Origin of the sequence: Pedobacter sp. SAFR-022 (genome assembly GCF_051965375.1) — a bacterium.
Lineage (GTDB): Bacteria > Bacteroidota > Bacteroidia > Sphingobacteriales > Sphingobacteriaceae > Pedobacter.
In genome coordinates, this window is record NZ_JBQCME010000012.1 from 1 (window position 1) to 21,985 (window position 21,985).

The window sequence follows — 21,985 nt, forward strand, 5'->3', positions numbered from 1 at the left end:
CAGTAATAAAGTATTAATTGTAAACAACATATAGTAAACAGACTTTCCACTGTAAACAAATACCAGTATACTACATAGCCGAACTGAATAACCGGGATCAAGGATTATCAAGGCGTTGACAAGGGGTTGACAGGGGGTTGACAAGGCCTTGACAAGGCTAAAGCTTTGTTAACCCCTTGTCAACCCCCTGTTAGTGGTCCGTATACCACAACTGGCATGTTAAGACAGGTTAATATTGACCTCCAACTATGTTACTACACTGAGTTTTTGCGTTTAAGCAATTTTAAAAACAAGCATTAAAGGGATATAATTTACTTTACTACCTTATATTTTTTTATTTTCGCAAAACATAAATAGAAATACATGGAAGAATTTGAAGTAAGCGATGCTTCTAAGAAGACTAAAACCATTTACATATCCACCATATTTAGTATTGCCTTGGTTCTGGTTATGCTGGGTATGCTTGGCCTGATCCTGGTTCACGCCAAAAACCTTTCTAATTACGTGAAAGAGAACATTGTACTTAACATCATTGTAGATGAGGGTGCAAAGGAATCTGATGTGCTTCAGCTTCAGAAAGAATTGGATGCGAATGTTGCCATCAAACAGACCCAGTATGTGAATAAGGAACTTGCCGCTAAAAATTTAACGGATGATCTTGGTGAGGATTTCGTGAACTTCCTTGGTTATAACCCATTGCTTTCGACGGTAGACGTGTATTTAAAGGCTGATTATGCCAACAATAAAAGTATTGAAACACTGAAAACGCAGCTGGCGAAAAATCCAGTGGTGAAAGAAGTGATTTATCAGAGTTCATTGATCGACATGGTCAACCAGAATATCAATACCATTAGCTTGATTATCCTTGCATTTGCGGGTATCCTGTTGCTGATCTCTATCGCCTTGATCAACAATACCATCAGGCTAGCTATTTATTCTCAACGTTTTCTGATTAAGAGTATGCAGCTGGTTGGTGCAACCAGAAACTTCATCCGCAAGCCTTTTATTTTGATCGCAGCATTGCACGGTTTAATTGCAGCACTAATCGCGATCATCATCTTGCTTGGTTTCTTATTCTATGCACAAAGGGAAATTCCTGAGATCGTGATCCTGAGAAACTACACCGAATTCGGTATTGTGTTGCTGTTCCTGGTGGGTGTGGGCATCTTCATCACCGCTATTAGCACGCATTTTGCTGTTACCAAATACTTACGTTTAAAAATTTACGATCTATATAGATAATGTTAGAAAGAAAAACTCCTCCTGTACATCAGGATACCAACAATGACATGGTTTTCAGCAAAAAGAACTACCAGTTACTGATCATCAGCATGCTGATCGTTGTTTTTGGATTCATCCTGATGATCGGCGACACTGACATCTACGATGTACGTAAGACATTGATCGCACCAATGGTTGTTTTGTTTGGTTTTGGTTTTGGCGTTTACGCTATTTTAAAGAAGTAAGCGTAATACATGACCTATCTACAAGCACTGATCCTTGCAATTATCGAAGGATTAACCGAGTTTTTGCCCGTTTCTTCCACAGGACACATGGTTATCGCCAGCTCAATCATGGGTATTGGTGAAGATGATTTTGTTAAACTATTTGAAGTCGCCATTCAGCTTGGCGCAATCCTGGCCGTTGTGGCCCTTTACTGGAAAAAGTTTATTGATTTCAGCAAATGGCAATTTTATCTGAAACTGCTCATCGCTGTGATTCCGGCCTTATGCTTTGGGTTCATATTGAACGACTTTATCGATAACACCTTAGGCAACCCGATTTTCATTGCAGTGGTACTGTTGGTCGGGGGTGTAATATTACTGTTTATCGATAAATTCTTTAAAAATCCAACCATCCATGATGAGCAGGAAATGAGTAATCTTACCGCATTCAAGATTGGATGTTTTCAGGTACTTGCAGTTGTTTTTCCAGGTCTTAGCCGCAGTGCAGCGACCATTATCGGCGGTATGCAACAGAAGCTAACCAGAAATGCCGCAGCAGAATTCTCGTTTTTCCTTGCAGTTCCAACCATGTGCGCTGCCACCGGATATAAGCTCCTTAAAGGTTACGAGCTTCTGAATGCCGAGAACGTTAAGCTGCTGCTTTTTGGAAACGTGGTTGGTTTTATTGTTGCAATTATTGCAATCAGATCATTTATCGGTTACTTATCCAAACATGGATTTCGTATTTTTGGCTGGTATAGAATTGCAGTCGGACTAATCATTCTCGGATTGTACTTCGCCAATGTACCACTCGTAGTCGCATAATGTCTGAAATTATAGAAATGCCGGTTCCGGCAACAACATTCCCGGAGTTTAACTTCGCTGAAGGTGAACTTTTACTCATCAACAAGCCCTACAAATGGACGAGCTTTGATGTTGTAGGAAAGTTAAGGAACTCCTTCAAGCCGCTGAAACTTAAAGTGGGCCATGCTGGTACGCTTGATCCGCTCGCTACCGGATTGCTGATCATCTGTACCGGTAAACTTACCAAACAAATCGACACCTTCCAGGCGCAGGAAAAAGAATACACGGGAACCATGATCCTTGGTGCCACTACGCCATCCTTTGATATGGAGACGGCGGTAGACCAGGAATATCCCACTGATCATATCAGGGAAGCGCAAATTCATGCAGCAACCGCGGCCTTTATTGGCGACATCCAGCAATATCCACCTGCACACTCTGCGGTGAAAGTAAATGGAGAACGCCTTTATGTTAAAGCCCGGCTTGGTGAAAAGACCGAGTTGCGATTAAGGAATGTGACCGTATCAGCGTTTGAGATCACGAGAATTGCTTTGCCCGAGGTTGATTTCCGCATCGTTTGTAGCAAAGGCACTTATATACGTTCACTGGTATCCGACTTTGGTGCAGCTTTGAACAGCGGCGCTTATCTTTCAAAACTTACCCGGACCCGCAGCGGCGATTTTTTGCTTGAAAATGCATTCGAGGTTCAGGACCTTGTAACCCATATCCGTAGTTTAAAACAAGCTTAGCAATGGCCGATCGTGCGGAGAACAAGTATCTTCACCTCATTAAGGAGATATTGTTTATTGGAGCCGGTGTAACTTCGGCTTGTTTTGGGCTGAAAAGCTTTTTGATGCCAAACGGTTTTATTGATGGTGGCGTTACGGGTATGTCGCTGTTGATCACTAAACTGACCAGGTTGGAGCTTTACTACTTGATCGTAATCATTAATATTCCATTTGTGATCCTGGGTTTCCGTCAGATCGGGAAAACCTTTGCCGTAAAAACTTCTATAGCCATTGTCCTGCTGTCGTTGATGCTCGCTATACTGCCTTTTGAACCCATCACACATGATAAATTATTAATCGCGTTTTTTGGTGGACTATTCCTTGGCGCGGGTATCGGACTGGCCATGCGCGGCGGTTGCGTTATTGATGGCACCGAGGTGCTCGCCTTATACATCAGCAGAAATAGTGTACTTACGGTCGGTAACATCATTCTGATCTTGAACATCCTCATCTTCTGTGTTGCTGCAATTCTGGTGAACATTGAAACTGCACTTTATGCCATTCTTACTTATTTGTCAGCTTCAAATACCATAGACTACATTGTGAACGGCATTGAACAATACACCGGGGTTACCATTATCTCAGACAAGAATGAAGATATTAAAGCTTTCATAATCAACGATATGAAGCGGGGCGTTACGATTTACAAAGGAGAAGGCGGTTATGGAATAAAAAAAGACATTGACATTTTATATACGATTGTCACGAAAATTGAGATGAGTAAACTACAGACCGCCATCAGGCAAATTGATGCGGATGCCTTTGTGGTTCAGCAACAGATTGCAGACCTCAAGGGCGGTGTAGTAAAAAAACATGCCTTACATTAAAGATCAAGCTTTGAAAATATACCATCATCTATCGGATTTCAAAAAACTGGACAACGCTGTTGCAGCGATAGGAACCTTTGACGGCGTTCATTTTGGCCACCGTAAGATCATCAGCCGTTTGGTGGAAACTGCCAGAGCTACCGGTGGCGAGACGGTAATATTAACCTTTTTCCCGCATCCGCGGCTGATCCTGGATCCCGAAAATCAGGAGTTGAAGATGATCAATACCATCAATGAAAAGGCTGCCATTTTAGAAAAACTTGGCGTCGATCACCTGATCATCACCCCTTTCACCCGGGATTTCTCCAACCTGAGCCCAGATGAATACATTAATAATGTTCTGGTAGGCACCATTGGTATTAAACACATTATTGTGGGTTATGACCACCGCTTTGGGAAGGACCGGAAAGGTGGCATGCAACATCTTATTGCTGCCGGCAAAATCAGAGGTTTTGATGTGGAAGAGATTGCGGAGCAGGACATTCATGACGTTGCAGTGTCTTCTACCCAGATCCGCAAGGCGCTGTTATGTGGCGATGTTGCTTTGGCGGCTACCTTCCTGGGTTACCACTTTAGTATCCGGGGTCGCGTGATTAAAGGCGACAAGATTGGCCGCACCATTGGCTTCCCAACAGCAAATATCTTTGTGGAGGAAACCTACAAACTCATCCCTTCGGATGGGATCTATGCCGTTACGGTGACCTTGAATGAAGGCAACTTCAAAGGTATGGCTTATATCGGTCAGCGTCCAACCATTAACGGTATGACGCGCAACATTGAAGTGAACATTTTTGACTTCAATCAGGAGATCTACGGGCAGGATATCACCATGACCTTTATGGAATTTCTACGCCATGACGTGAAGTTTACCGGTCTCGAGGCATTAAAACATCAGCTACAACAAGACAAAGAAAATACGCTTAGCTTTTTCAACAAATTGTAGAATTAACGTTCCGAAGCCCGATTTCGGGTCAAAAAAGCTTGCTTTTTCCTTATATTAGGCCAAACCGCATTCTTTTATGAGCCATCTCCCTGTATTAATTATCGACCTTGCATTAATCCTTGCTGCTGCTGGTGTAACGACACTGCTCTTCAAGAAAATCAAGCAACCGCTGGTTTTAGGGTACATCCTGGCGGGATTACTCGTCGGTCCACATGTTAAATTTTTACCAACCGTTACCGACAATGAAAGCATCCACATCTGGGCAGAGATTGGTGTAATTTTCCTTTTGTTTAGTCTTGGACTGGAATTCAGTTTTAAAAAGCTGGTCAAGGTTGGTGGTTCTGCTTCCGTTACTGCAGTGGTAGAAGTGGTGTCCATGCTGTCAATTGGTTTCGCTGCTGGGATCGCTATGGGTTGGTCGACCATGGACAGCATATTTCTCGGCGGTATTCTTTCCGTTTCCTCCACTACGATTATCATTCGCGCATTTGAAGAACTTAATGTAAAACATAAGAAGTTCGCCGGACTGGTCTTTGGTGTGCTCATTGTGGAAGATCTCGTAGCGATTTTACTTTTGGTGTTGCTATCCACCCTTGCAGTGAGTCAGCAGTTTGCCGGTGTGGAAATGTTAACATCCATCCTGAAGTTGTGCTTCTTCCTCGTGCTTTGGTTCATTGCCGGTATTTTCCTGATTCCGACCTTCCTGAAGAAAACCAGGAAGCTGATGAACGATGAAACGATGCTCATTGTAGCGATTGCCTTGTGTTTATTAATGGTACTGCTGGCAGTAAAAGTTGGCTTCTCTGCAGCACTTGGCGCCTTTATTATGGGCTCTATTCTGGCAGAAACCACACAGGCAGAACATATTGAACATCTTACCAAATCTGTTAAGGACCTCTTTGCCGCGATATTCTTTGTTTCTGTAGGTATGCTGATCGATCCGAGCATCCTGATTGATTATACGGTACCAATTCTGATCATTACACTGGCAACCGTATTTGGAAAATTCCTAAGCTCTGGTCTTGGTGCCTTGATCTCCGGGCAGCCGCTGAAAACAGCGGTTCAGACGGGGATGAGTCTGGCGCAGATTGGAGAGTTCTCCTTTATTATCGCAACACTTGGTTTATCGCTCAAAGTAACCAGCGACTTTCTATATCCGATCGCTGTTGCGGTCTCTGCCATTACGACCTTTACCACCCCCTACCTGATCAAAGCGTCGGAACCCTTTTACAATTTTCTGGAGCGTACGCTACCTAAGAAATGGGTGGCGGGTATTCAACGATACAGCAGTTCTACCGCTGGGATCACCACGCTGAGCGACTGGAAAATTCTTTTACGTGCCTATACCACAAATACCGTTATACATTCCGTCATTCTGATTGCACTTGTTTTCTTTGGATCAAAGTATATTCAGCCTTTTATCACGGAGCATATAATCAACGGTGACCGTGGCATCATCATCAGTTTGATCCTGACCTTGATTTTGATGGCCCCATTTGTCTGGGCACTTTCCATCAGAAGGATGCAGCGTAATGCATATTCCCATCTTTGGTTAAACAAGAAGTATACACGCGGGCCGCTGATTGCACTCGAAGTGTTGCGAATAGGCCTGGGCACTTTCTTTGTAGCCTTTTTGATCTTCCAGTTCTACGACACCTTTGTGGCAACTTTGATTGCAATGGCAATTATCATCGCAGGAATATTCGTGTTTTCAAGAAAACTACAAAGCTTTTACGATCGACTGGAAAACCGGTTCCTCGGCAATTTAAATGCCCGCCAGGCACAACATGCACCAGAAATTCTTCCTTGGGATACCCACCTCACCGAACTTGTGGTATCGCCGGATTCGGTGTTGGTTGGCCAAACACTGGTGGACCTTGCCGTGCGTGAAAAGTACGGGATCAACATTGCCTTGATTGAAAGGGGGAAACGAATGATTCCGACGCCAAGCCGGGATGAACGCCTTTATCCACATGATAAAGTGCTCATCATCGGCAGTGACGATCAACTGGCAACGGTAAAACCCTTGTTTGAGGGTCAGGGTGACGCGAATGAGGCCTATGATTTTCCTAAAAATGAAATGACCCTGCAGAAGGTTGTCATCAACAGCCAGTCTCCAATCTATAAACAAAGCATCAGGGACTCCGGTATTCGGGAGAAATCGCAGGGCTTGGTTGTCGGAATTGAAAGAAAGGGTATTCGCATACTGAACCCGGATTCCAATCTCGTATTTGAAAATGAAGACATTGTGTGGATTGTAGGAAATCACAAAAAGATTCCCGAGCTCCTGAGATAAATTTACCACCGAAAACACCTTTTAGAATGAAAATAGACCAGGAGAAAAGTGACTTCCTTGACGAAATGCTTGACCATTGGAAGGCTGAACGACTGCTCAGTGAGGATGACGTAAGGCGTTTAAAGAACAGCTATGAAACCAAGTCCTTCGACTGGCGACGTTTGGCGCAATACTCCTTCTGGATTGCCATGGCTTGCGGGGTGATCTCCCTGGGTGCCCTACTGATCGACAAAGACATCCTGACCTATCTGGAAAAACTTTATGATACCCCTGATATTCTAATTAGCCTGCTTTCGGCTGCAGCTGCTGGCGTATTATATTACTACAGTTTTAAGCGAAAAAAGACCCATACCTCGCAAGTATTTAGTAACGATGCCATGGTATTCTCTGCTGTAATGCTTACCGCAAATGCCATAGCTTACCTCGGGAAAAGTATTGGGAAGGGAGATGCAAATTATCCGCTGCTCATCTTGTTTTCCGTGTTCGTTTATGGCTGTCTGGCATTTGTTTTTCGTTCGCGCCTGATCTGGATCTTTGTACTAATATCGCTCGGTGCCTGGTATGGTACGGAAACGGGGTATCTCTCCCGCTGGGATATGTATTTCATCGGTATGAACTACCCCTTGCGCTTCGTCGTATTCGGTTTTGTGCTCACTGCGGCTGCGCTGTTGTTGCGCAAAGTGAAAGCCTTTACTTTTTTCCAGCCCGCTACCTATATCTGTGGCATGATCTATCTGTTTGTTTCCCTTTGGCTGCTTTCCGTGTTCGGCAATTATGGCGATCTGGACGAATGGGCGGCTGTGCGACAATTGGATATGTTCTACTGGGCAATCATCTCCGCAGCAGTATGTGCGGTTAGCATCTTTGTGGGGCTTAAGTACCGCGATGATGTCGCACGGGAGTTTGGGATAACCTTCCTGTTTCTAAATCTTTATACCAGGTATTTCGAATATTTCTGGGACAGCTGGCATAAAGCCTTGTTCTTTTGTGTACTTGCAGCCTCCTTCTGGGTAATTGGACGCAGGGCAGAAAAGATATGGAACCTGGAATTCCTTAAAAACAAGTGATCAGGACTTAATAACCTGCTCGTAAACAACTTTAATCAGGTGATAGGCAGAAAGTGCAAAAAACAGGATGGCAATGCTTTTATTAATGACATAGCTGCTGAGTGTAAACTTTTCCTGAATGTATTTCGCAAATCTGGCAAAACCATATAAGACAAGACCTGCACCTATTCCAGAACCAATACTGAAGGTGGTAAGAGAAAGCGTACCGGTGTCTATCCATTCATGAGAGATCAGATAGGTTCCCAGAAATAACCAGTAAGGTACTTGCATTGGGTTCAGGATACCTAATAGAATGCCGTAACGCACACTGTCCTTCTTAGAGGTATCTGTTTTCGGCATCTCTTTTCTGGAGCGCCAGGTAATTGCGCCAAGCACCAGAAATACAACGATCATGGCAATGTCTATGATGCGGTCGAGCTCCACACTGGTTGCAAACCACTCCACAAAGCGCATGATCACGAAGGTGAACAGCATTTCGACCAGAGAGAAGGAGATGATGAAATAGTACGCTTGTTTTAACCCTTTGTTGAGTGTGATCTGCGCAGCAGTGAGGTTGATGTTACCCGGAGGAATATAGCCCACCGCATTGCAGATTATTCCCAGTAAAAGCGTTAAAACAAGCATGGCCGAAGATACAATTATTTCAAATGCTCGGCTAAATACTTACCTGTATAGGATCCATTCTGTTTGATCAGATCCTCTGGGGTTCCTTCAAAAACAAGCTTTCCGCCCTGATCACCACCTTCCGGACCAATGTCGATCACCCAATCTGCTGATTTGATCATGTCCATATTATGCTCAATGACCAGGATGGTGTTACCCTGTTCGATCAGGGTATTTAGTGCCACGAGCAGTTTCTTGATGTCATGGAAATGGAGCCCTGTTGTCGGCTCATCGAAGATGAACATGGTCTTGCTGGCGTTATTTCCCTTGATTAAAAACGATGCCAGCTTGATACGCTGTGCTTCACCCCCGGAAAGGGTATTAGAGGACTGCCCCAGGTGTACATAGCCTAAGCCCACATCTACGAGTGGCTGCAGTTTGTTGATGATCTTGGGCTCGTTTTTGAAAAACTCCAGGGCTTCATCTATCGTGAAGTCAAGGATATCGGCCACATTTTTATCCTGATAAGTTATATCAAGTACCTGCTGTTTAAAGCGCCTTCCGCCACAAGCCTCACAAGGCAGGAAGATATCGGCCATAAACTGCATTTCTATCTTCACCTCGCCCTCTCCAAGACATACATCACAGCGGCCACCTTCTACGTTGAAGGAATAAGCGGCAGGTTTTAGCCCTGCGGCTTTCGACGCGGGTAGTGCCGCGAATAAAGATCTGATGTCGTCCCAGGCTTTTACGTAGGTTACCGGATTTGATCTGGATGACCTGCCGATCGGATTCTGGTCTACCAGCTCTACCTGGCTTACCAGGTCTGTGTTACCGAAAATGCCGTCATACGCACCAGTTTGCTCCCCGGCATAATTGCCAATAGCCTTTTGCAATGCGGGGTATAGAATCTTTTTGACCAGGCTGGTTTTTCCTGAACCGGATACACCACTTACCACGGTGAAGATGCCCAACGGGAATTTTACATCGATGTTCTTAAGGTTGTTCTCCCTTGCGCCTTTGATCAGGATATGGTCCTGCCATTTGCGCCGCATGTTTGGTATCGCTATACGCTCTGCACCGGAAAGATATTTACCGGTGAGGCTCTTTTTGTCTTTGATAATCTGGCTGTAGGTACCGCTGAAAACCAGGTTTCCACCGTGTGTACCGGCTTCCGGACCAATATCAATGATGTGATCGGCAGCTTTCATCATCTCCTCTTCATGTTCCACAACCAGCACGGTGTTGCCGACGTTTCGAAGGGATAACAGCACTTCGATAAGTTTATTGGTATCTCTTGGATGCAGACCGATACTTGGCTCATCCAGCACGTAGATGGAACCTACCAGACTACTACCCAGGGAAGTTGCCAGATTAATGCGCTGCGACTCCCCTCCCGAAAGGGTGTTTGACAAACGGTTCAGGGTTAGGTAACCCAAGCCGACGTTGTTCAGGTACAGAATACGGTTTACAATTTCTGACAAGATGCGTTTGGAAATCTTTTTATCGGTTTCCGATAGTTCAAGTTTATCAAAAAAGGACTGTATGGTTGACAAAGGCATTAAAACCACGTCAAGGATCGACTTACCGCCTATTTTCACGTAGGAAGCATCCTTTCTTAAGCGGGTACCTTTACAATCCGGGCATACCGTTTTTCCGCGGTATCGGGAAAGCATTACGCGGTATTGAATCTTGTAGGTGTGTGATTCCAGTTCCTTGAAAAAAGCATCAAGACCTTCGAAGTACTTATTTCCGGTCCAGAGCAGCTGCTGCTGTTTTTCCGTAAGCTCACTATATGAACGGTGGATCGGGAAATTGAATTTGTCAGCATGCTGAATCAGCTTGTTCAGCCACTCTCGCATCTTCTCGCCTCTCCATGGTGCAATCGCGTTATCGTACACGCTTTTACTTTTATCGGGGATGACAAGGTCTTCATCAATACCGATAACATTGCCGTAACCCTCGCATCTTTTGCAAGCGCCGTAAGGGTTATTGAAGCTGAAAAAGTTTGGCGTCGGTTCTTCAAAGCGAATACCGTCCAGCTCAAAGCGGTCGCAAAAATGGTTTACCTTTTCTTCGTGCTCCACAAAGCAGTCGCCTTTACCTTCGAAAAAAGCCGTTTGCACAGAATCTGCGATTCTACTTAGCGTTTCTTCATCATCGTTCACCACGATACGGTCGATTAGGATCTTTATCGTTTCTGAATCCTTGAGTTCAGCATCTTTGAAGCTTTCATCTTCTAAAATGGCCTCGATCTTAAATAACTTGTCGTTCAGGTAAACCCTTAGAAAACCTTTTTGCAGCAACACTGCCAGCTCTTCTTTGATGGAACGGTTGTTATGTGGATGCAGTGGGCAGAAAACAGTTGCTACAGCATCATTGCCAAGACTGGTGATGAAGTCTACCACTGTTGATACAGTATCTTTTCTCACGATCTCGCCTGACTCCGGGGAGTAGGTCTTTCCGATCCTGGAGAAGAGCAGTTTAAGGTAATCGTATATTTCGGTGGAAGTACCAACCGTTGAACGTGGGTTGGAAGTGATTACTTTCTGTTCTATGGCGATGGCAGGTGCAATACCTTTGATGTAGTCGACATCGGGTTTATTCATCCGGCCCATAAATTGGCGGGCATAAGATGAAAGGCTTTCGACGTACCGGCGCTGCCCTTCGGCATAGAGGGTGTCGAATGCCAGTGATGATTTTCCAGATCCAGACATACCGGTTATCACAACAAGCTTGTTCTTAGGGATGGCAACATCTATGTTTTTGAGGTTGTGCACCCTGGCTCCTTTGATGATAATATTTCTCTGTGGATCTTTCTCTAGTTCTTTACTCATTTATCTGTCCTGGATTCTTGCAAATATAACCCTATTAACTTAATTTAAGTTTTTTGGCCTGCCGCAATAAACTAGCCTAAGATTGAATTTTTAAGATTTTTTAACACTTCTTTGGCTGAATTGTGGAAAAAAAATGCTTCTTTTGAAAAGAATAACACAATATTTTGAAACCCCATCTTAAACCCCAATAAGGAGAAGCGCTATAGATAAAAACTCTACTAAATATTTTTTAGCAAAAGCAAGGAATTTAGTATGGAAGCTCCTATGAAGTTACAGTTAAACAGTGACCAGGATTTAGTGAAGTTATACCTTAACGGTGATGAATCAGTGTTGGAGGAACTTTTACGAAGACACAAAACCAAAATATATACCTCTATTTATTTGTTGGTAAAGGACCAGTATCTGGCGGAAGATATTTTCCAGGATACCTTTATCAAGGTAATTAACACACTTCGCTCCGGTCGTTACAATGAAGAAGGCAAGTTTTTGCCCTGGGTACTGCGTATCGCACATAACCTGGTTATCGATTATTTTAGAAAAGAAAAACGTACGCCGGTAATTACCAGCGCTGATGGCACCGACATCTTAAGCCTGTTACAGGTTAATGAAGAAAGTGCGGAAGACCGTTTATTGCGCGAACAGACCCATGCCGATCTGCGTGCGATGATCCATCTGCTGCCTGATGAACAAAAGGAAGTGCTGATTATGCGTCACTATGCGGACCTTAGTTTTAAGGAGATTGCAGATCTTACCGAGGTTAGTATCAACACTGCCCTGGGAAGGATGAGATATGCCCTTAGTAACCTGAGAAAAATGATGAAAGTTAAGGAAGTGACCTAATTCATAAATACACATTTTTTTAACGTTGAAGGTAAAATAAATGTTGACTTGTTGCGTTTTGATATAAAACTTAAAAACAATTTGATGCTTATGATAAAAACCTTTACTACAACGAATTGTGTAAACATTTTACATCAATCACAGGAAGCCTGTAATGCGCAGCATATGGATGAAAACGATGTAAAACTTTATGAGAGTCTAAAGCCCGAACTGGACAGGTTATACTATACACCCTCCGACGAACTGATAGACCGTATTTTGGCTTATTCTAAAACAAGCCTCTAAGCATTGAGCTGCCCGAAAGGCAGCTTTTTTTTTAGGGTGTTGTGCCTGCAGATTGGTAAAAGCTTAGAACTTCTTGTCTGGCTTCTTGTCTATTTAATTGAAAACTTAGTTCGCTTGTAGGTGAACCATCTGTCGTATTCATAAATTCTATTGAAAGTTTCGTCTGATGGTCAATTTTTCATCGGGTTTTTGGGCTAGCTTAATCGCGGGTCAGAGATGCTGATGACCAACGACGTTCTTTGTTTTTGCTGAAGTGTTTTCTTTGACATGTAAAGCCTTAACCTGTTTGCAGGGATTCGGGTGCTGCTGATGCTTATGGATTGCTTCAGGTCAATTTTACGGTATTTGCGGTGTTTGCGGTTGATTGTTTAAAGACGGTAATTTTCAGTTTGCCGCGTTTCTGTTATCGATTAGTGGATTATATTTGTGTATGCTTAAAAAAGAAAGGTATCAGCAGTTTGTGACGCACTTCGCTGCAAAACAACCTGATGCTGAAACTGAACTCATTTACAACAATCCCTATCAACTATTGGTCGCTGTGATCTTGTCGGCACAGTGTACAGACAAGCGAATCAACCAGGTTACCCCTGCCCTCTTTCAACGCTTTCCCGATGCGAGGGCCTTGGCAGATGTTACGCCTGACATTGTTTTCGATTACATCAGAAGTGTGAGTTATCCAAACAATAAAGCTAAACACCTGGTGGGCATGGCAAAGATGCTCGTGAATGACTTTAACAATCAGGTGCCATCCGACGTTAAAGAATTACAGAAGCTGCCTGGCGTGGGCCGGAAAACAGCAAATGTAATTGCTTCAGTGGTTTACAACGCACCTGCTATGGCCGTGGATACGCATGTGTTCCGGGTTTCCCGCCGTATCGGGCTAACGAACGGAAAAACAGTACTGGCCGTAGAAAAGGATTTGGTAAAAAACCTGCCGGAGGAACTGATCTACATCGCACACCATTGGCTGATCCTGCATGGTAGATATGTTTGCGTGGCAAGATCTCCGAAGTGCAGCATCTGTGAAATTACCCATATGTGCCGGTATTATGAAAGGATTACAAAACCAACTAAAAACATTAGTTTAAATAACGAAAAAATATAATTATTTACGGATCAAAGCTTTTTTATTGATAAAATAAATTGTACTTTTGCTAAAGTAATTAGCACAGACACACTGAATAATTGTTTTTCAAAACAATAGATATTCTATATTTACTCAAAGAATTTTAACAATATGAACCCAAACGCAGAAAAATTAAAAGCATTACAGCTTACCCTGGATAAGTTGGAAAAATCTTACGGTAAGGGTACTGTAATGAAGCTAGGCGATGCCGCAATAGAACAAGTCGAGTCGATCTCTACGGGTTCTATTAGTTTGGATATCGCCTTAGGCATTGGTGGTGTTCCTAAAGGCCGTGTGATAGAGATCTATGGCCCGGAGTCTTCAGGTAAAACCACATTAGCTACACACATTATTGCGGAAGCACAGAAAAAGGGCGGTGTAGCTGCGTTTATTGATGCAGAGCACGCGTTTGATAAATTTTATGCAAAGAAACTTGGCGTCGACGTAGAGAACCTTTTGATCTCTCAGCCAGATAATGGTGAACAGGCACTTGAGATCGCTGATAACCTGATCCGTTCTGGTGCAATCGACGTGATCGTTATTGACTCGGTAGCTGCATTGGTACCTAAAGCGGAGATCGAAGGTGAAATGGGTGATTCCAAAATGGGATTACAGGCGCGTTTGATGTCTCAAGCTTTACGTAAACTTACAGGTACCATCGCTAAGACCGGCTGTTGCTGTATCTTCATCAACCAATTACGTGAAAAGATTGGGGTGATGTTCGGTAATCCGGAGACCACTACCGGTGGTAACGCATTGAAATTCTACGCTTCCGTACGTTTAGATATCCGTAGAACTTCTCAAATCAAAGATTCTGATGAGGTTTCTGGTAACAGGATCAAAGTGAAGATCGTTAAGAATAAAGTAGCTCCTCCTTTCCGTATTGCGGAATTTGACATTATGTTCAATCAGGGTATTTCTAAAGTTGGTGAGATCATTGACCTTGGTGTTGATTTCAACATCATCAAAAAAGCAGGTTCATGGTTCTCTTACGGAGATACCAAACTTGGACAAGGCCGTGATGCCGTTAAGCAATTGCTTTTAGACAACCCAGAGTTATCTGATGAGATCGAAGCAAAAATCAGAGAAGAAGTTACCGGTGAAAAACTGGAAGAAAAAGAATAATCTGATTGCGTGACCGGAATCTAAGCAATCACCAATTCCAATAAAGGCATTAGCATAATGCTATTATTAAAATAAACAGCCCTGCATGATGAGTGCAGGGCTGTTTGGCTTTAAGGTATATGGATCAGGTTTGTTATAAATAAACCTTATGTAATACATCCTAGAAAGGCATTCTGGATAGTGGCGCAACATCCTGGCCAACAAAGTCCTGGTTGATGTACTTGTAATGCGCAGCCATCGCGATCATGGCTGCATTGTCAGTGCAGTACTGAAATTGCGGAATGTATGTTTTCCAACCTAAGTCCTCTTCCATCTGTTTCAATGCTGCACGCAAGCCAGAGTTCGCGGATACACCGCCGGCAATTGCAATCTCCTTAATCCCGTATTGTACCGCTGCTTTCTTCAGCTTACCCAATAGGATTTGTACAATGCTATGTTGAACAGAGGCACAGATGTCATTCAAGTTTTCCGTAATAAAGTTTGGATCCACTTTTACATGATCCCTGATGAAGTACAGGATAGCGGTTTTAAAACCACTGAAGCTATAATCCAGGTCCTTAATCTGTGGCACTGGGAACTTGTAGGCTAAAGGATTTCCAAGCTTGGCATGTTTATCGATCAACGGTCCTCCGGGATATGGCAGGTTCAGGATCTTGGCTGTTTTATCAAAGGCCTCACCCGCGGCATCATCCAGGGTTTCCCCTACGATCTCCATATCGAAATAGTTCTTCACCAGAACAATCTGGGTATGTCCACCAGATACCGTGAGGCATAGGAATGGGAATGCCGGTTTAGGGTCATCGATGAAGTGCGCAAGGATATGGGCCTGCATATGATTCACAGAGATTAAAGGCACATCAAGCGCCAGCGCAAAGGACTTTGCAAAGGAAACACCCACCAATAAAGCACCCAATAAGCCTGGCCCTTGGGTAAAAGCGACAGTATCAATATCTTTTTTGTCAACCTGCGCATCAAGCAGCGCCTGATGGATTACAGGCACGATATTTTGCTGATGAACCCTGGATGCAAGTTCGGGGATTACACCGCCATAATTTTGGTGAATTGTTTGGTTTGCTATAACATTGGACGTAATTTTACCGTTGTTACAGACAGCAACGGATGTTTCATCACACGAAGACTCGATAGCAAGAATTATAGACACGATTTTTATTTATTAAGCTACAAAAATATCAAAAAACTATTAAAAATAATTCTTTGGCTGATTGCATCGGTTTTACTGTTGGTTGCTGTTCTTTTATTCTCCCTCCAGTTTAAACCGGTACAGACGTATGTCGCGAAAAAAGCAGCGGCATACCTGTCGAAAGAGCTGAATACCAGCATCTCCGTCACAGGGTTATATTTGAAACCTTTCAAGTCTGTAGTACTGGAAAACCTGGTCGTGCTTGATCAGGAAAAAGACACCTTGCTAAGCATGCCCAAGTTCATGGTCGACATGAACCAGCTATCCTTGAAAAAGCGCATTGTTGACGTGAACACCGTACAATTAAACGACGGTATCATTTACCTCAAACAATACAAAAGCGGTAAGAGCAACCTGGATTTTATCATAGATTACTTCGATTCGGGCGCCCAACCTACAACACCAAAAAAGAAGAAAGCTCCTTATAAAATCACTTTTGGAAGAGTGATCCTCAACAATGTCGGTTTCCGCTATGTAAACCAGAAATCATTGGCTAAGGTTCAAGGGGTAAACTTCGATGATGTGCATTTATCTGCACTGAATGGCATATTCGAGCAGTTGAACACCACGGATCACCTGATGCAGGCCAACATCAAAAACCTGACCTTCAAAGAGAAAAGCGGGTTTTACCTGAAGAACCTTTCTGCATTTACAACAATAGACTCTAATCAGATCGAACTGCAGAAGCTTTTACTGGTAACTAATGAAAGTAGATTAAGGGACTACTTTCGGATGAAGTTTAAGAGTTTCAATGACTTTAATGACTACATCAACAAAGTACGTATGAAGGCGAACTTTAAGGATAGTCACCTGTCTTCGAAGGACATCGCATACTTTGCTCCTCAAGTTTCGGAGATGAACCTAAGCCTGGATATTGATGGGCGGATTGATGGTCTGGTAAAAAGCCTGGATGCAAAGGCACTATCGGTTAGGGCCGGTAAGGCAACCTACATCAAGGGCGACTTCGTAGTGAAAGGGCTGCCCTACCTTAACGACACCTACATGGACCTGAAGGTCGACATGTTGGGCACCAATAAAAAGGACCTGGATGAGCTATTTACGAGGACCACGGGCAAGTCGGTAAAGGTTATACCTGCAATCGTTTCGAAATTTGGCAATGTGAATTTCAATGGCCGCTTTACCGGCTTCCAAAATGATTTCATCGCTTACGGGGAGTTTAAGACTAAACTTGGCCGCCTGGTATCAGATGTAAATATGAAGATCAGTAAACAAGGCATTCCCTCGTATTCCGGAAATGTCAAAAGCTACGACTTCAACATTGGCGAACTTCTGGATGAGGCATCTCTCGGCCGTGTGTCTGCCAGCGTAAATATTGAAGGTGTAGGCATGGAAATTCAAAGCCTCAAAGAAAAGGTCAACGGAAAGATCGACTATATTGACTTTAACAATTACCGGTTCCGGAATGCCGTCGTAAATGGAACCTTCGATAAAAAACTATTCGATGGAAGTCTGAAGCTAAACGACAAAAACATCAACCTGCTATTTGATGGTACCGTGGATCTAAATCCAAAGCTGCCGGTGTTCAACTTCAACGCGACGTTGAAGGAGGCAAAGTTGAAGTCTATCAAGCTCATTAAGGATTCGTTGAAAGTAGATGCAGTATTCGCCACCAATTTCAGCGGAAACAACCTGAATAATATTCAAGGGAACCTGCTGATATCGCACGTCAAGCTCACCAACCCTAAAGGGGTCTACAATGTCGACTCCCTGGAGCTGAACGCTGCAGGCCTGGGTACGGATCGTACGCTTTCCATCCGCTCCGATATTTTTGATGCAAGTATTAAAGGCCAATATGACCTCAACTCTATTCCCGCCTATTACCAGGCGCTGGCAAAGACCTACATCCCCTCGCTGAAAACCTCTTCGACTAAATACAACGATCAGATCTTTGAGTTCAACCTCCTGGTGAAACGTTTTGAACCAATTGCAGAGCTGGTAGCACCAGGCCTGGAGATTGAGGACCAGGCGATTTTGGTTGGTAATTTCAACTCCAAAGCTAACATTGCGACGCTAAACGGCTTCGTACGCAAGATCAAATATGAAGGGGTGACGGTCAACAATTTGATCCTGGATGAAAATACCACCACTAACCAGCTACAGGCCATCATCACCTCAGACCGTGTGGACCTTAATGACAGCTTGTACATCAAGAACGTCAATATATCTAACGTGCTGCGCAATGACAGCCTTGCCTTAAACATCAAGCTATCGAACGCTGACGATGTCAACCAACTTGACTTAAATGGGCTGGTAGAATTTGCTGGTGATACGACAGCCAGGGTCAGTATATTACCTTCACTAGTGAAAATAAATAACGAGGACTGGAAAATTGAAGAAAAGGTAAGGATCAACTTTGCCAACGGCAAAACGGAGATCAGGAATTTTGAACTTACAAACGGTAGCCAGATGTTAAGCATCAACGGTAGCCTTTCTAAAAACCCGGCCGATCTGCTGAACCTCGGCCTTAAAGACTTTAGCCTGGAAACACTTAATCCCTTCGTGAAAACGCTGGGCATTAAGTTGTATGGAAAAGCGAATGGATATACCAGGTTTGCCAGCCTATTGGCCTCGCCGAAGATTAGCGACAGCCTGAGGATTGACTCACTCATGTTTAATGAGACTTACATCGGCAGCCTGGTCGACACCTCCTCATTCGATGGTACAAAAAAAGCAGCAAACATCTACACCAGGATATTTACAAACGATGCGGAGACCTTTAAGTTAGATGGCCAGCTCGACCTTGCAGAAAAACAGATAGATCTGGATGTAATCATGAATGAAAGTAAGCTTGCTGTGCTGGAACCTTTCGTGAAGAATCTAGTTTCTGACCTGAAAGGCAGCATCTCTTCCGACATCAAAGTGCGCGGTTCATTCGAGAAACCTGAAATTAATGGTAAGATCGGTTTAAACCAGGCACAGCTCACCGTAAATTACCTTAAGACCGCTTATACAATCTCACAATCGGTAGAGGTTGATAACAGCGTTATCCGGATTGATGACCTGCGTTTGAAGGACATTAATGGCAACATTGCCACTGCAAATGGCTCGGTGGATTTAAATAACATTAGCAATCCAGTGCTGAATATCGACATTGACGCGCAGAACTTCATGGCGCTGAATACCAGTTCTAAAGACAATCCGCTGTACTTTGGACAGGCTTTCGCATCAGGAAACTTCCGGTTCAAAGGACCAGTAAACCAGATGTTCATCGGTATAGATGCCAAAGCGGAAAAAGGAACCATCTTCAATCTGCCACTCAACAGCTCGGAAACGGTCTCCAGTAAAGACTTCATCACCTTTGTACCTAAAGACACCGCTAAGGTGGTTAAAAAGGCCACCACGTTCGAAGGTTTAACCATGAGCTTCAAGCTTTCCATCGATCCAAATACAACGGCCAATATCTTTACAACATTGGGCAATCTCAGTGGCAGAGGTAACGCAGACCTGAACCTGGAAATCAATAGCTACGGCGACTTCGAGATGTCTGGCGACTATATCATTGAGTCCGGTAACTTCGACTTTACCGCCCAGGAAGTTATTAACAAGAAGTTCACCATCAGGCAGGGCGGCAGTATCCGATGGACTGGAAATCCGCTGAACGCACAAATCCAACTTAAGGCCATTTACTCCCTTCGTGCAAGTCTGGGCGAGCTGTATACAGCGGCAAACAGAACGACTAACAATACTGGAAACGATCGGGAACTTACAGAGGTTGAGATGGGTCTATCAGGACTACTCCTTAAACCAGACATCAAACTGGACATCTTCTTCCCATCCAATCCAGGGATTAAAGAGGAATTCCAGGCCTACTTCAACGACATGAACAACATGAACCTGCAGGCATTGAGTCTGATCATCAGAAGGAGCTTTGCGCCGGGAACTGGTGCCGATCTCGGCGAACAGTTAACTTCAGGGGTCACGAGCACCGCGACAGAATTGCTGTTCAACCAGTTCAACAATGTGCTTTCCTCTCTAAATCTAGACTTCGTCGATATCAACATCAGATCATTAAGCGAAGCCAATGCATCCTTTAAATTCTTCAACGAACGGATTGTGTTAAACGCAGGTATTGTTGACAGACGAAGCAGCAATGACCTTGCCCTTATCGGATTTTCCAAAAACAATGTAGGTGGTGAGGTGGAAGTACTTGCACTCATCAAAAAAGATGGATCCCTGGTTGGTAAGCTTGCAAATAAACCCCCAACGCAGCAAAACCTGTTTGTCAATTCGGGAATAAACCAGTACAACAACAACGTCACATCACTCGGCCTGATCTATACCCAGCAATTCGATTCCTTCAAGGAATTTCTGCAGAAAATAACCGGAGAATTCAGACGTAATCAACAAAAGAAAGCGGCACAGGAGCTGGCAGAGAAAGAAGCTGCAGAGAAGAAAGCACAGCAGGAAAAGGAGAAAGCCGCCAGAGAGAAGGAAGCGAGACAGGTACCAGTAAATGGATCTACCAGCGCCCGGAACAACGACAGGGAAGTTCCTAAACGAGAACAGCCCCTGAATACAGAGGCTGTTCTTGAAGATAGACAAAGGAAAAAATAGCTTAGCCTTTCATAATATGATGACCCATTTTATCTCTTTTAGTTTTGAGATATTGTTCATTGTGCACGTTGCTTTGAATCTCAATCGGAATATTCTCCACGATCTCTAATCCGTAACCAAGTAGGCCGGCACGTTTTGTTGGGTTATTAGACATTAATTTCATTTTAGTTACCCCTTGCGCACGCAAGATCTGTGCACCTACGCCATAGTCGCGCTCATCTCCTTTAAAACCGAGTTTAATGTTGGCTTCAACGGTATCAAAACCAGCATCCTGCAGGTTGTAAGAGCGTAGTTTGTTTACCAGACCAATACCGCGGCCTTCCTGATTCATGTAAACAATCAGACCTTTACCTTCACGTTCAATCATCTCCATGGCTTTATGCAATTGCGGTCCGCAATCACAGCGGCAGGATCCGAAGATATCGCCAGTCATACATGAACTATGCACACGCACAAGTACAGGCTCATCTTCCGCCCAGGTACCCTTACTTAAAGCAAGGTGCGTAGCGTTGTTGTCAATCTGAGTGTAAGCAGTCATCTTGAATTCACCAAATTCTGTAGGCAGGTTCACGGTAACTTCCGGAATAACCATGCTTTCTTTAGACAGGCGGTAAGTGATTAAATCTTTAATCGCTACAATTTTCAGCTGGTGCTGTTCTGCGATTTTTATCAGATCTGGAAGACGCGCCATCTCACCATCATCCTTCATGATCTCTACAAGTACACCAGCAGGTTCCATACCCGCTAATCTTGCAAGATCAACAGAGGCCTCTGTATGTCCTGAACGGCGTAGTACCCCACCGTCTTTTGCCCTAAGCGGGAAAATGTGGCCTGGTCTGCCCAAGTCTTTGGGATCTGTATTCGGGTTTATTAAAGCTTTTATGGTTTTTGAACGGTCGGAAGCAGAAATACCAGTAGTACAACCATGGCCAATCAGATCGACAGATACCGTGAAATTCGTTTCGTAAGCAGCAGTGTTTTTTCCAACCATCAACTCGAGGTTAAGCTCATCACAACGCTGTTCAGTTAAGGTTGCGCAGATTAAACCTCTGCCGTAAGTTGCCATGAAATTGATCACCTCTGGCGTGGCATTCGCAGCAGTGGTTACGAAGTCACCCTCATTTTCCCTGTCTTCATCATCTACAACTATAATTACTTTACCAGCTTTTAAGTCTTGAACGGCTTCCTCTATCGTATTTAACTTGATGTCCATTGTTAGATTT

The 21,985-nt window shown here is 43.8% G+C and carries 17 protein-coding genes; 13 read left to right on the forward strand and 4 right to left on the reverse strand.

The annotated features are described in order from the left end of the window. Positions 1-363 precede the first annotated feature (363 nt). The 8 genes from ACTHQF_RS17270 to ACTHQF_RS17305 all read left to right on the forward strand — a co-directional run bounded on the left by ACTHQF_RS17270 (position 364) and on the right by ACTHQF_RS17305 (position 8,170). A complete protein-coding gene (locus ACTHQF_RS17270; protein ID WP_440432147.1) occupies positions 364-1,242 on the forward strand; it encodes a cell division protein FtsX in 879 nt (292 codons plus the stop codon). Further along, positions 1,242-1,466 carry a DUF3098 domain-containing protein gene (locus tag ACTHQF_RS17275; protein ID WP_440432149.1) on the forward strand — a complete coding sequence of 75 codons (225 nt, stop codon included), beginning with the start codon at positions 1,242-1,244 and terminating at the stop codon, positions 1,464-1,466. Before ACTHQF_RS17270 ends, ACTHQF_RS17275 begins: the two co-directional genes overlap by 1 nt. Positions 1,467-1,475: 9 nt before the next feature. Continuing rightward, a complete protein-coding gene (locus tag ACTHQF_RS17280; protein WP_440432150.1) occupies positions 1,476-2,270 on the forward strand; it encodes an undecaprenyl-diphosphate phosphatase in 795 nt (264 codons plus the stop codon). Beyond that, positions 2,270-2,998, forward strand: coding sequence for a tRNA pseudouridine(55) synthase TruB (gene truB / locus ACTHQF_RS17285; protein WP_440432152.1), 729 nt, complete (start codon positions 2,270-2,272; stop codon positions 2,996-2,998). The genes ACTHQF_RS17280 and truB overlap by 1 nt, the downstream gene beginning before the upstream one ends. Before the next feature lie 2 nt (positions 2,999-3,000). Further along, a complete protein-coding gene (locus tag ACTHQF_RS17290) occupies positions 3,001-3,864 on the forward strand; it encodes a YitT family protein (protein WP_440432154.1) in 864 nt (287 codons plus the stop codon). A gap of 10 nt (positions 3,865-3,874) precedes the next feature. Beyond that, complete coding sequence (locus ACTHQF_RS17295) at positions 3,875-4,807, forward strand: bifunctional riboflavin kinase/FAD synthetase (RefSeq protein ID WP_440432187.1); 933 nt, start codon at positions 3,875-3,877, stop codon at positions 4,805-4,807. A gap of 76 nt (positions 4,808-4,883) precedes the next feature. Beyond that, positions 4,884-7,103 (forward strand): cation:proton antiporter domain-containing protein, encoded by a 2,220-nt coding sequence (locus ACTHQF_RS17300; RefSeq protein ID WP_440432156.1) that lies wholly within the window; start codon positions 4,884-4,886, stop codon positions 7,101-7,103. A gap of 26 nt (positions 7,104-7,129) precedes the next feature. After that, complete coding sequence (locus ACTHQF_RS17305) at positions 7,130-8,170, forward strand: DUF2157 domain-containing protein (RefSeq protein WP_440432158.1); 1,041 nt, start codon at positions 7,130-7,132, stop codon at positions 8,168-8,170. Here ACTHQF_RS17305 and ACTHQF_RS17310 read toward each other — a convergent pair whose 3' ends face one another. Continuing rightward, positions 8,171-8,794: a LysE family transporter gene (locus ACTHQF_RS17310; RefSeq protein WP_440432160.1), complete on the reverse strand. Its 624-nt coding sequence runs from the start codon at positions 8,792-8,794 to the stop codon at positions 8,171-8,173. It abuts the gene before it with no gap. 14 nt (positions 8,795-8,808) lie between these two features. Further along, positions 8,809-11,610: an excinuclease ABC subunit UvrA gene (uvrA, locus tag ACTHQF_RS17315; RefSeq protein ID WP_440432162.1), complete on the reverse strand. Its 2,802-nt coding sequence runs from the start codon at positions 11,608-11,610 to the stop codon at positions 8,809-8,811. A gap of 264 nt (positions 11,611-11,874) precedes the next feature. Between uvrA and ACTHQF_RS17320 the strand changes: the two genes are divergently transcribed. From ACTHQF_RS17320 to recA, 4 genes are all read left to right on the forward strand, one after another. Next, the gene (locus ACTHQF_RS17320; protein ID WP_188624780.1) at positions 11,875-12,450 is read left to right on the forward strand and encodes an RNA polymerase sigma factor; all 576 of its coding nucleotides are present in this window, start codon (positions 11,875-11,877) and stop codon (positions 12,448-12,450) included. Positions 12,451-12,540: 90 nt separating this feature from the next. Beyond that, entirely contained in the window at positions 12,541-12,735 is a 195-nt protein-coding gene (locus tag ACTHQF_RS17325; RefSeq protein WP_440432164.1) for a hypothetical protein, read from the forward strand. A 430-nt stretch (positions 12,736-13,165) separates the two neighbouring features. After that, positions 13,166-13,840 carry an endonuclease III gene (gene nth / locus ACTHQF_RS17330; RefSeq protein ID WP_440432165.1) on the forward strand — a complete coding sequence of 225 codons (675 nt, stop codon included), beginning with the start codon at positions 13,166-13,168 and terminating at the stop codon, positions 13,838-13,840. Positions 13,841-13,972: 132 nt separating this feature from the next. Continuing rightward, entirely contained in the window at positions 13,973-14,986 is a 1,014-nt protein-coding gene (gene recA / locus ACTHQF_RS17335; RefSeq protein WP_440432167.1) for a recombinase RecA, read from the forward strand. A gap of 160 nt (positions 14,987-15,146) precedes the next feature. Here recA and tsaD read toward each other — a convergent pair whose 3' ends face one another. Continuing rightward, entirely contained in the window at positions 15,147-16,148 is a 1,002-nt protein-coding gene (gene tsaD, locus ACTHQF_RS17340; protein WP_440432169.1) for a tRNA (adenosine(37)-N6)-threonylcarbamoyltransferase complex transferase subunit TsaD, read from the reverse strand. A gap of 78 nt (positions 16,149-16,226) precedes the next feature. Here tsaD and ACTHQF_RS17345 point away from each other — a divergent pair, with 78 nt between their 5' ends. Next, positions 16,227-20,762: a translocation/assembly module TamB domain-containing protein gene (locus tag ACTHQF_RS17345; protein WP_440432170.1), complete on the forward strand. Its 4,536-nt coding sequence runs from the start codon at positions 16,227-16,229 to the stop codon at positions 20,760-20,762. Position 20,763: 1 nt separating this feature from the next. Here ACTHQF_RS17345 and ACTHQF_RS17350 read toward each other — a convergent pair whose 3' ends face one another. Further along, positions 20,764-21,975, reverse strand: a complete 1,212-nt coding sequence (locus tag ACTHQF_RS17350; protein ID WP_440432172.1) for a bifunctional 3,4-dihydroxy-2-butanone-4-phosphate synthase/GTP cyclohydrolase II — start codon at positions 21,973-21,975, stop codon at positions 20,764-20,766. Between the last annotated feature and the right edge of the window lie 10 nt (positions 21,976-21,985).

What these genes read in the sequence shown, in the direction of transcription:
- ACTHQF_RS17305 (WP_440432158.1), top strand. Translation starts at nt 7,130, where the DNA reads ATGAAAATAGACCAGGAGAAAAGTGACTTCCTTGACGAAATGCTTGAC.
- ACTHQF_RS17310 (WP_440432160.1), bottom strand. Translation starts at nt 8,794, where the DNA reads ATGCTTGTTTTAACGCTTTTACTGGGAATAATCTGCAATGCGGTGGGC.
- ACTHQF_RS17300 (WP_440432156.1), top strand. Translation starts at nt 4,884, where the DNA reads ATGAGCCATCTCCCTGTATTAATTATCGACCTTGCATTAATCCTTGCT.
- ACTHQF_RS17320 (WP_188624780.1), top strand. Translation starts at nt 11,875, where the DNA reads ATGAAGTTACAGTTAAACAGTGACCAGGATTTAGTGAAGTTATACCTT.
- nth (WP_440432165.1), top strand. Translation starts at nt 13,166, where the DNA reads ATGCTTAAAAAAGAAAGGTATCAGCAGTTTGTGACGCACTTCGCTGCA.
- uvrA (WP_440432162.1), bottom strand. Translation starts at nt 11,610, where the DNA reads ATGAGTAAAGAACTAGAGAAAGATCCACAGAGAAATATTATCATCAAA.
- truB (WP_440432152.1), top strand. Translation starts at nt 2,270, where the DNA reads ATGTCTGAAATTATAGAAATGCCGGTTCCGGCAACAACATTCCCGGAG.
- ACTHQF_RS17350 (WP_440432172.1), bottom strand. Translation starts at nt 21,975, where the DNA reads ATGGACATCAAGTTAAATACGATAGAGGAAGCCGTTCAAGACTTAAAA.
- recA (WP_440432167.1), top strand. Translation starts at nt 13,973, where the DNA reads ATGAACCCAAACGCAGAAAAATTAAAAGCATTACAGCTTACCCTGGAT.
- ACTHQF_RS17275 (WP_440432149.1), top strand. Translation starts at nt 1,242, where the DNA reads ATGTTAGAAAGAAAAACTCCTCCTGTACATCAGGATACCAACAATGAC.
- ACTHQF_RS17290 (WP_440432154.1), top strand. Translation starts at nt 3,001, where the DNA reads ATGGCCGATCGTGCGGAGAACAAGTATCTTCACCTCATTAAGGAGATA.
- ACTHQF_RS17325 (WP_440432164.1), top strand. Translation starts at nt 12,541, where the DNA reads ATGATAAAAACCTTTACTACAACGAATTGTGTAAACATTTTACATCAA.
- ACTHQF_RS17280 (WP_440432150.1), top strand. Translation starts at nt 1,476, where the DNA reads ATGACCTATCTACAAGCACTGATCCTTGCAATTATCGAAGGATTAACC.
- ACTHQF_RS17270 (WP_440432147.1), top strand. Translation starts at nt 364, where the DNA reads ATGGAAGAATTTGAAGTAAGCGATGCTTCTAAGAAGACTAAAACCATT.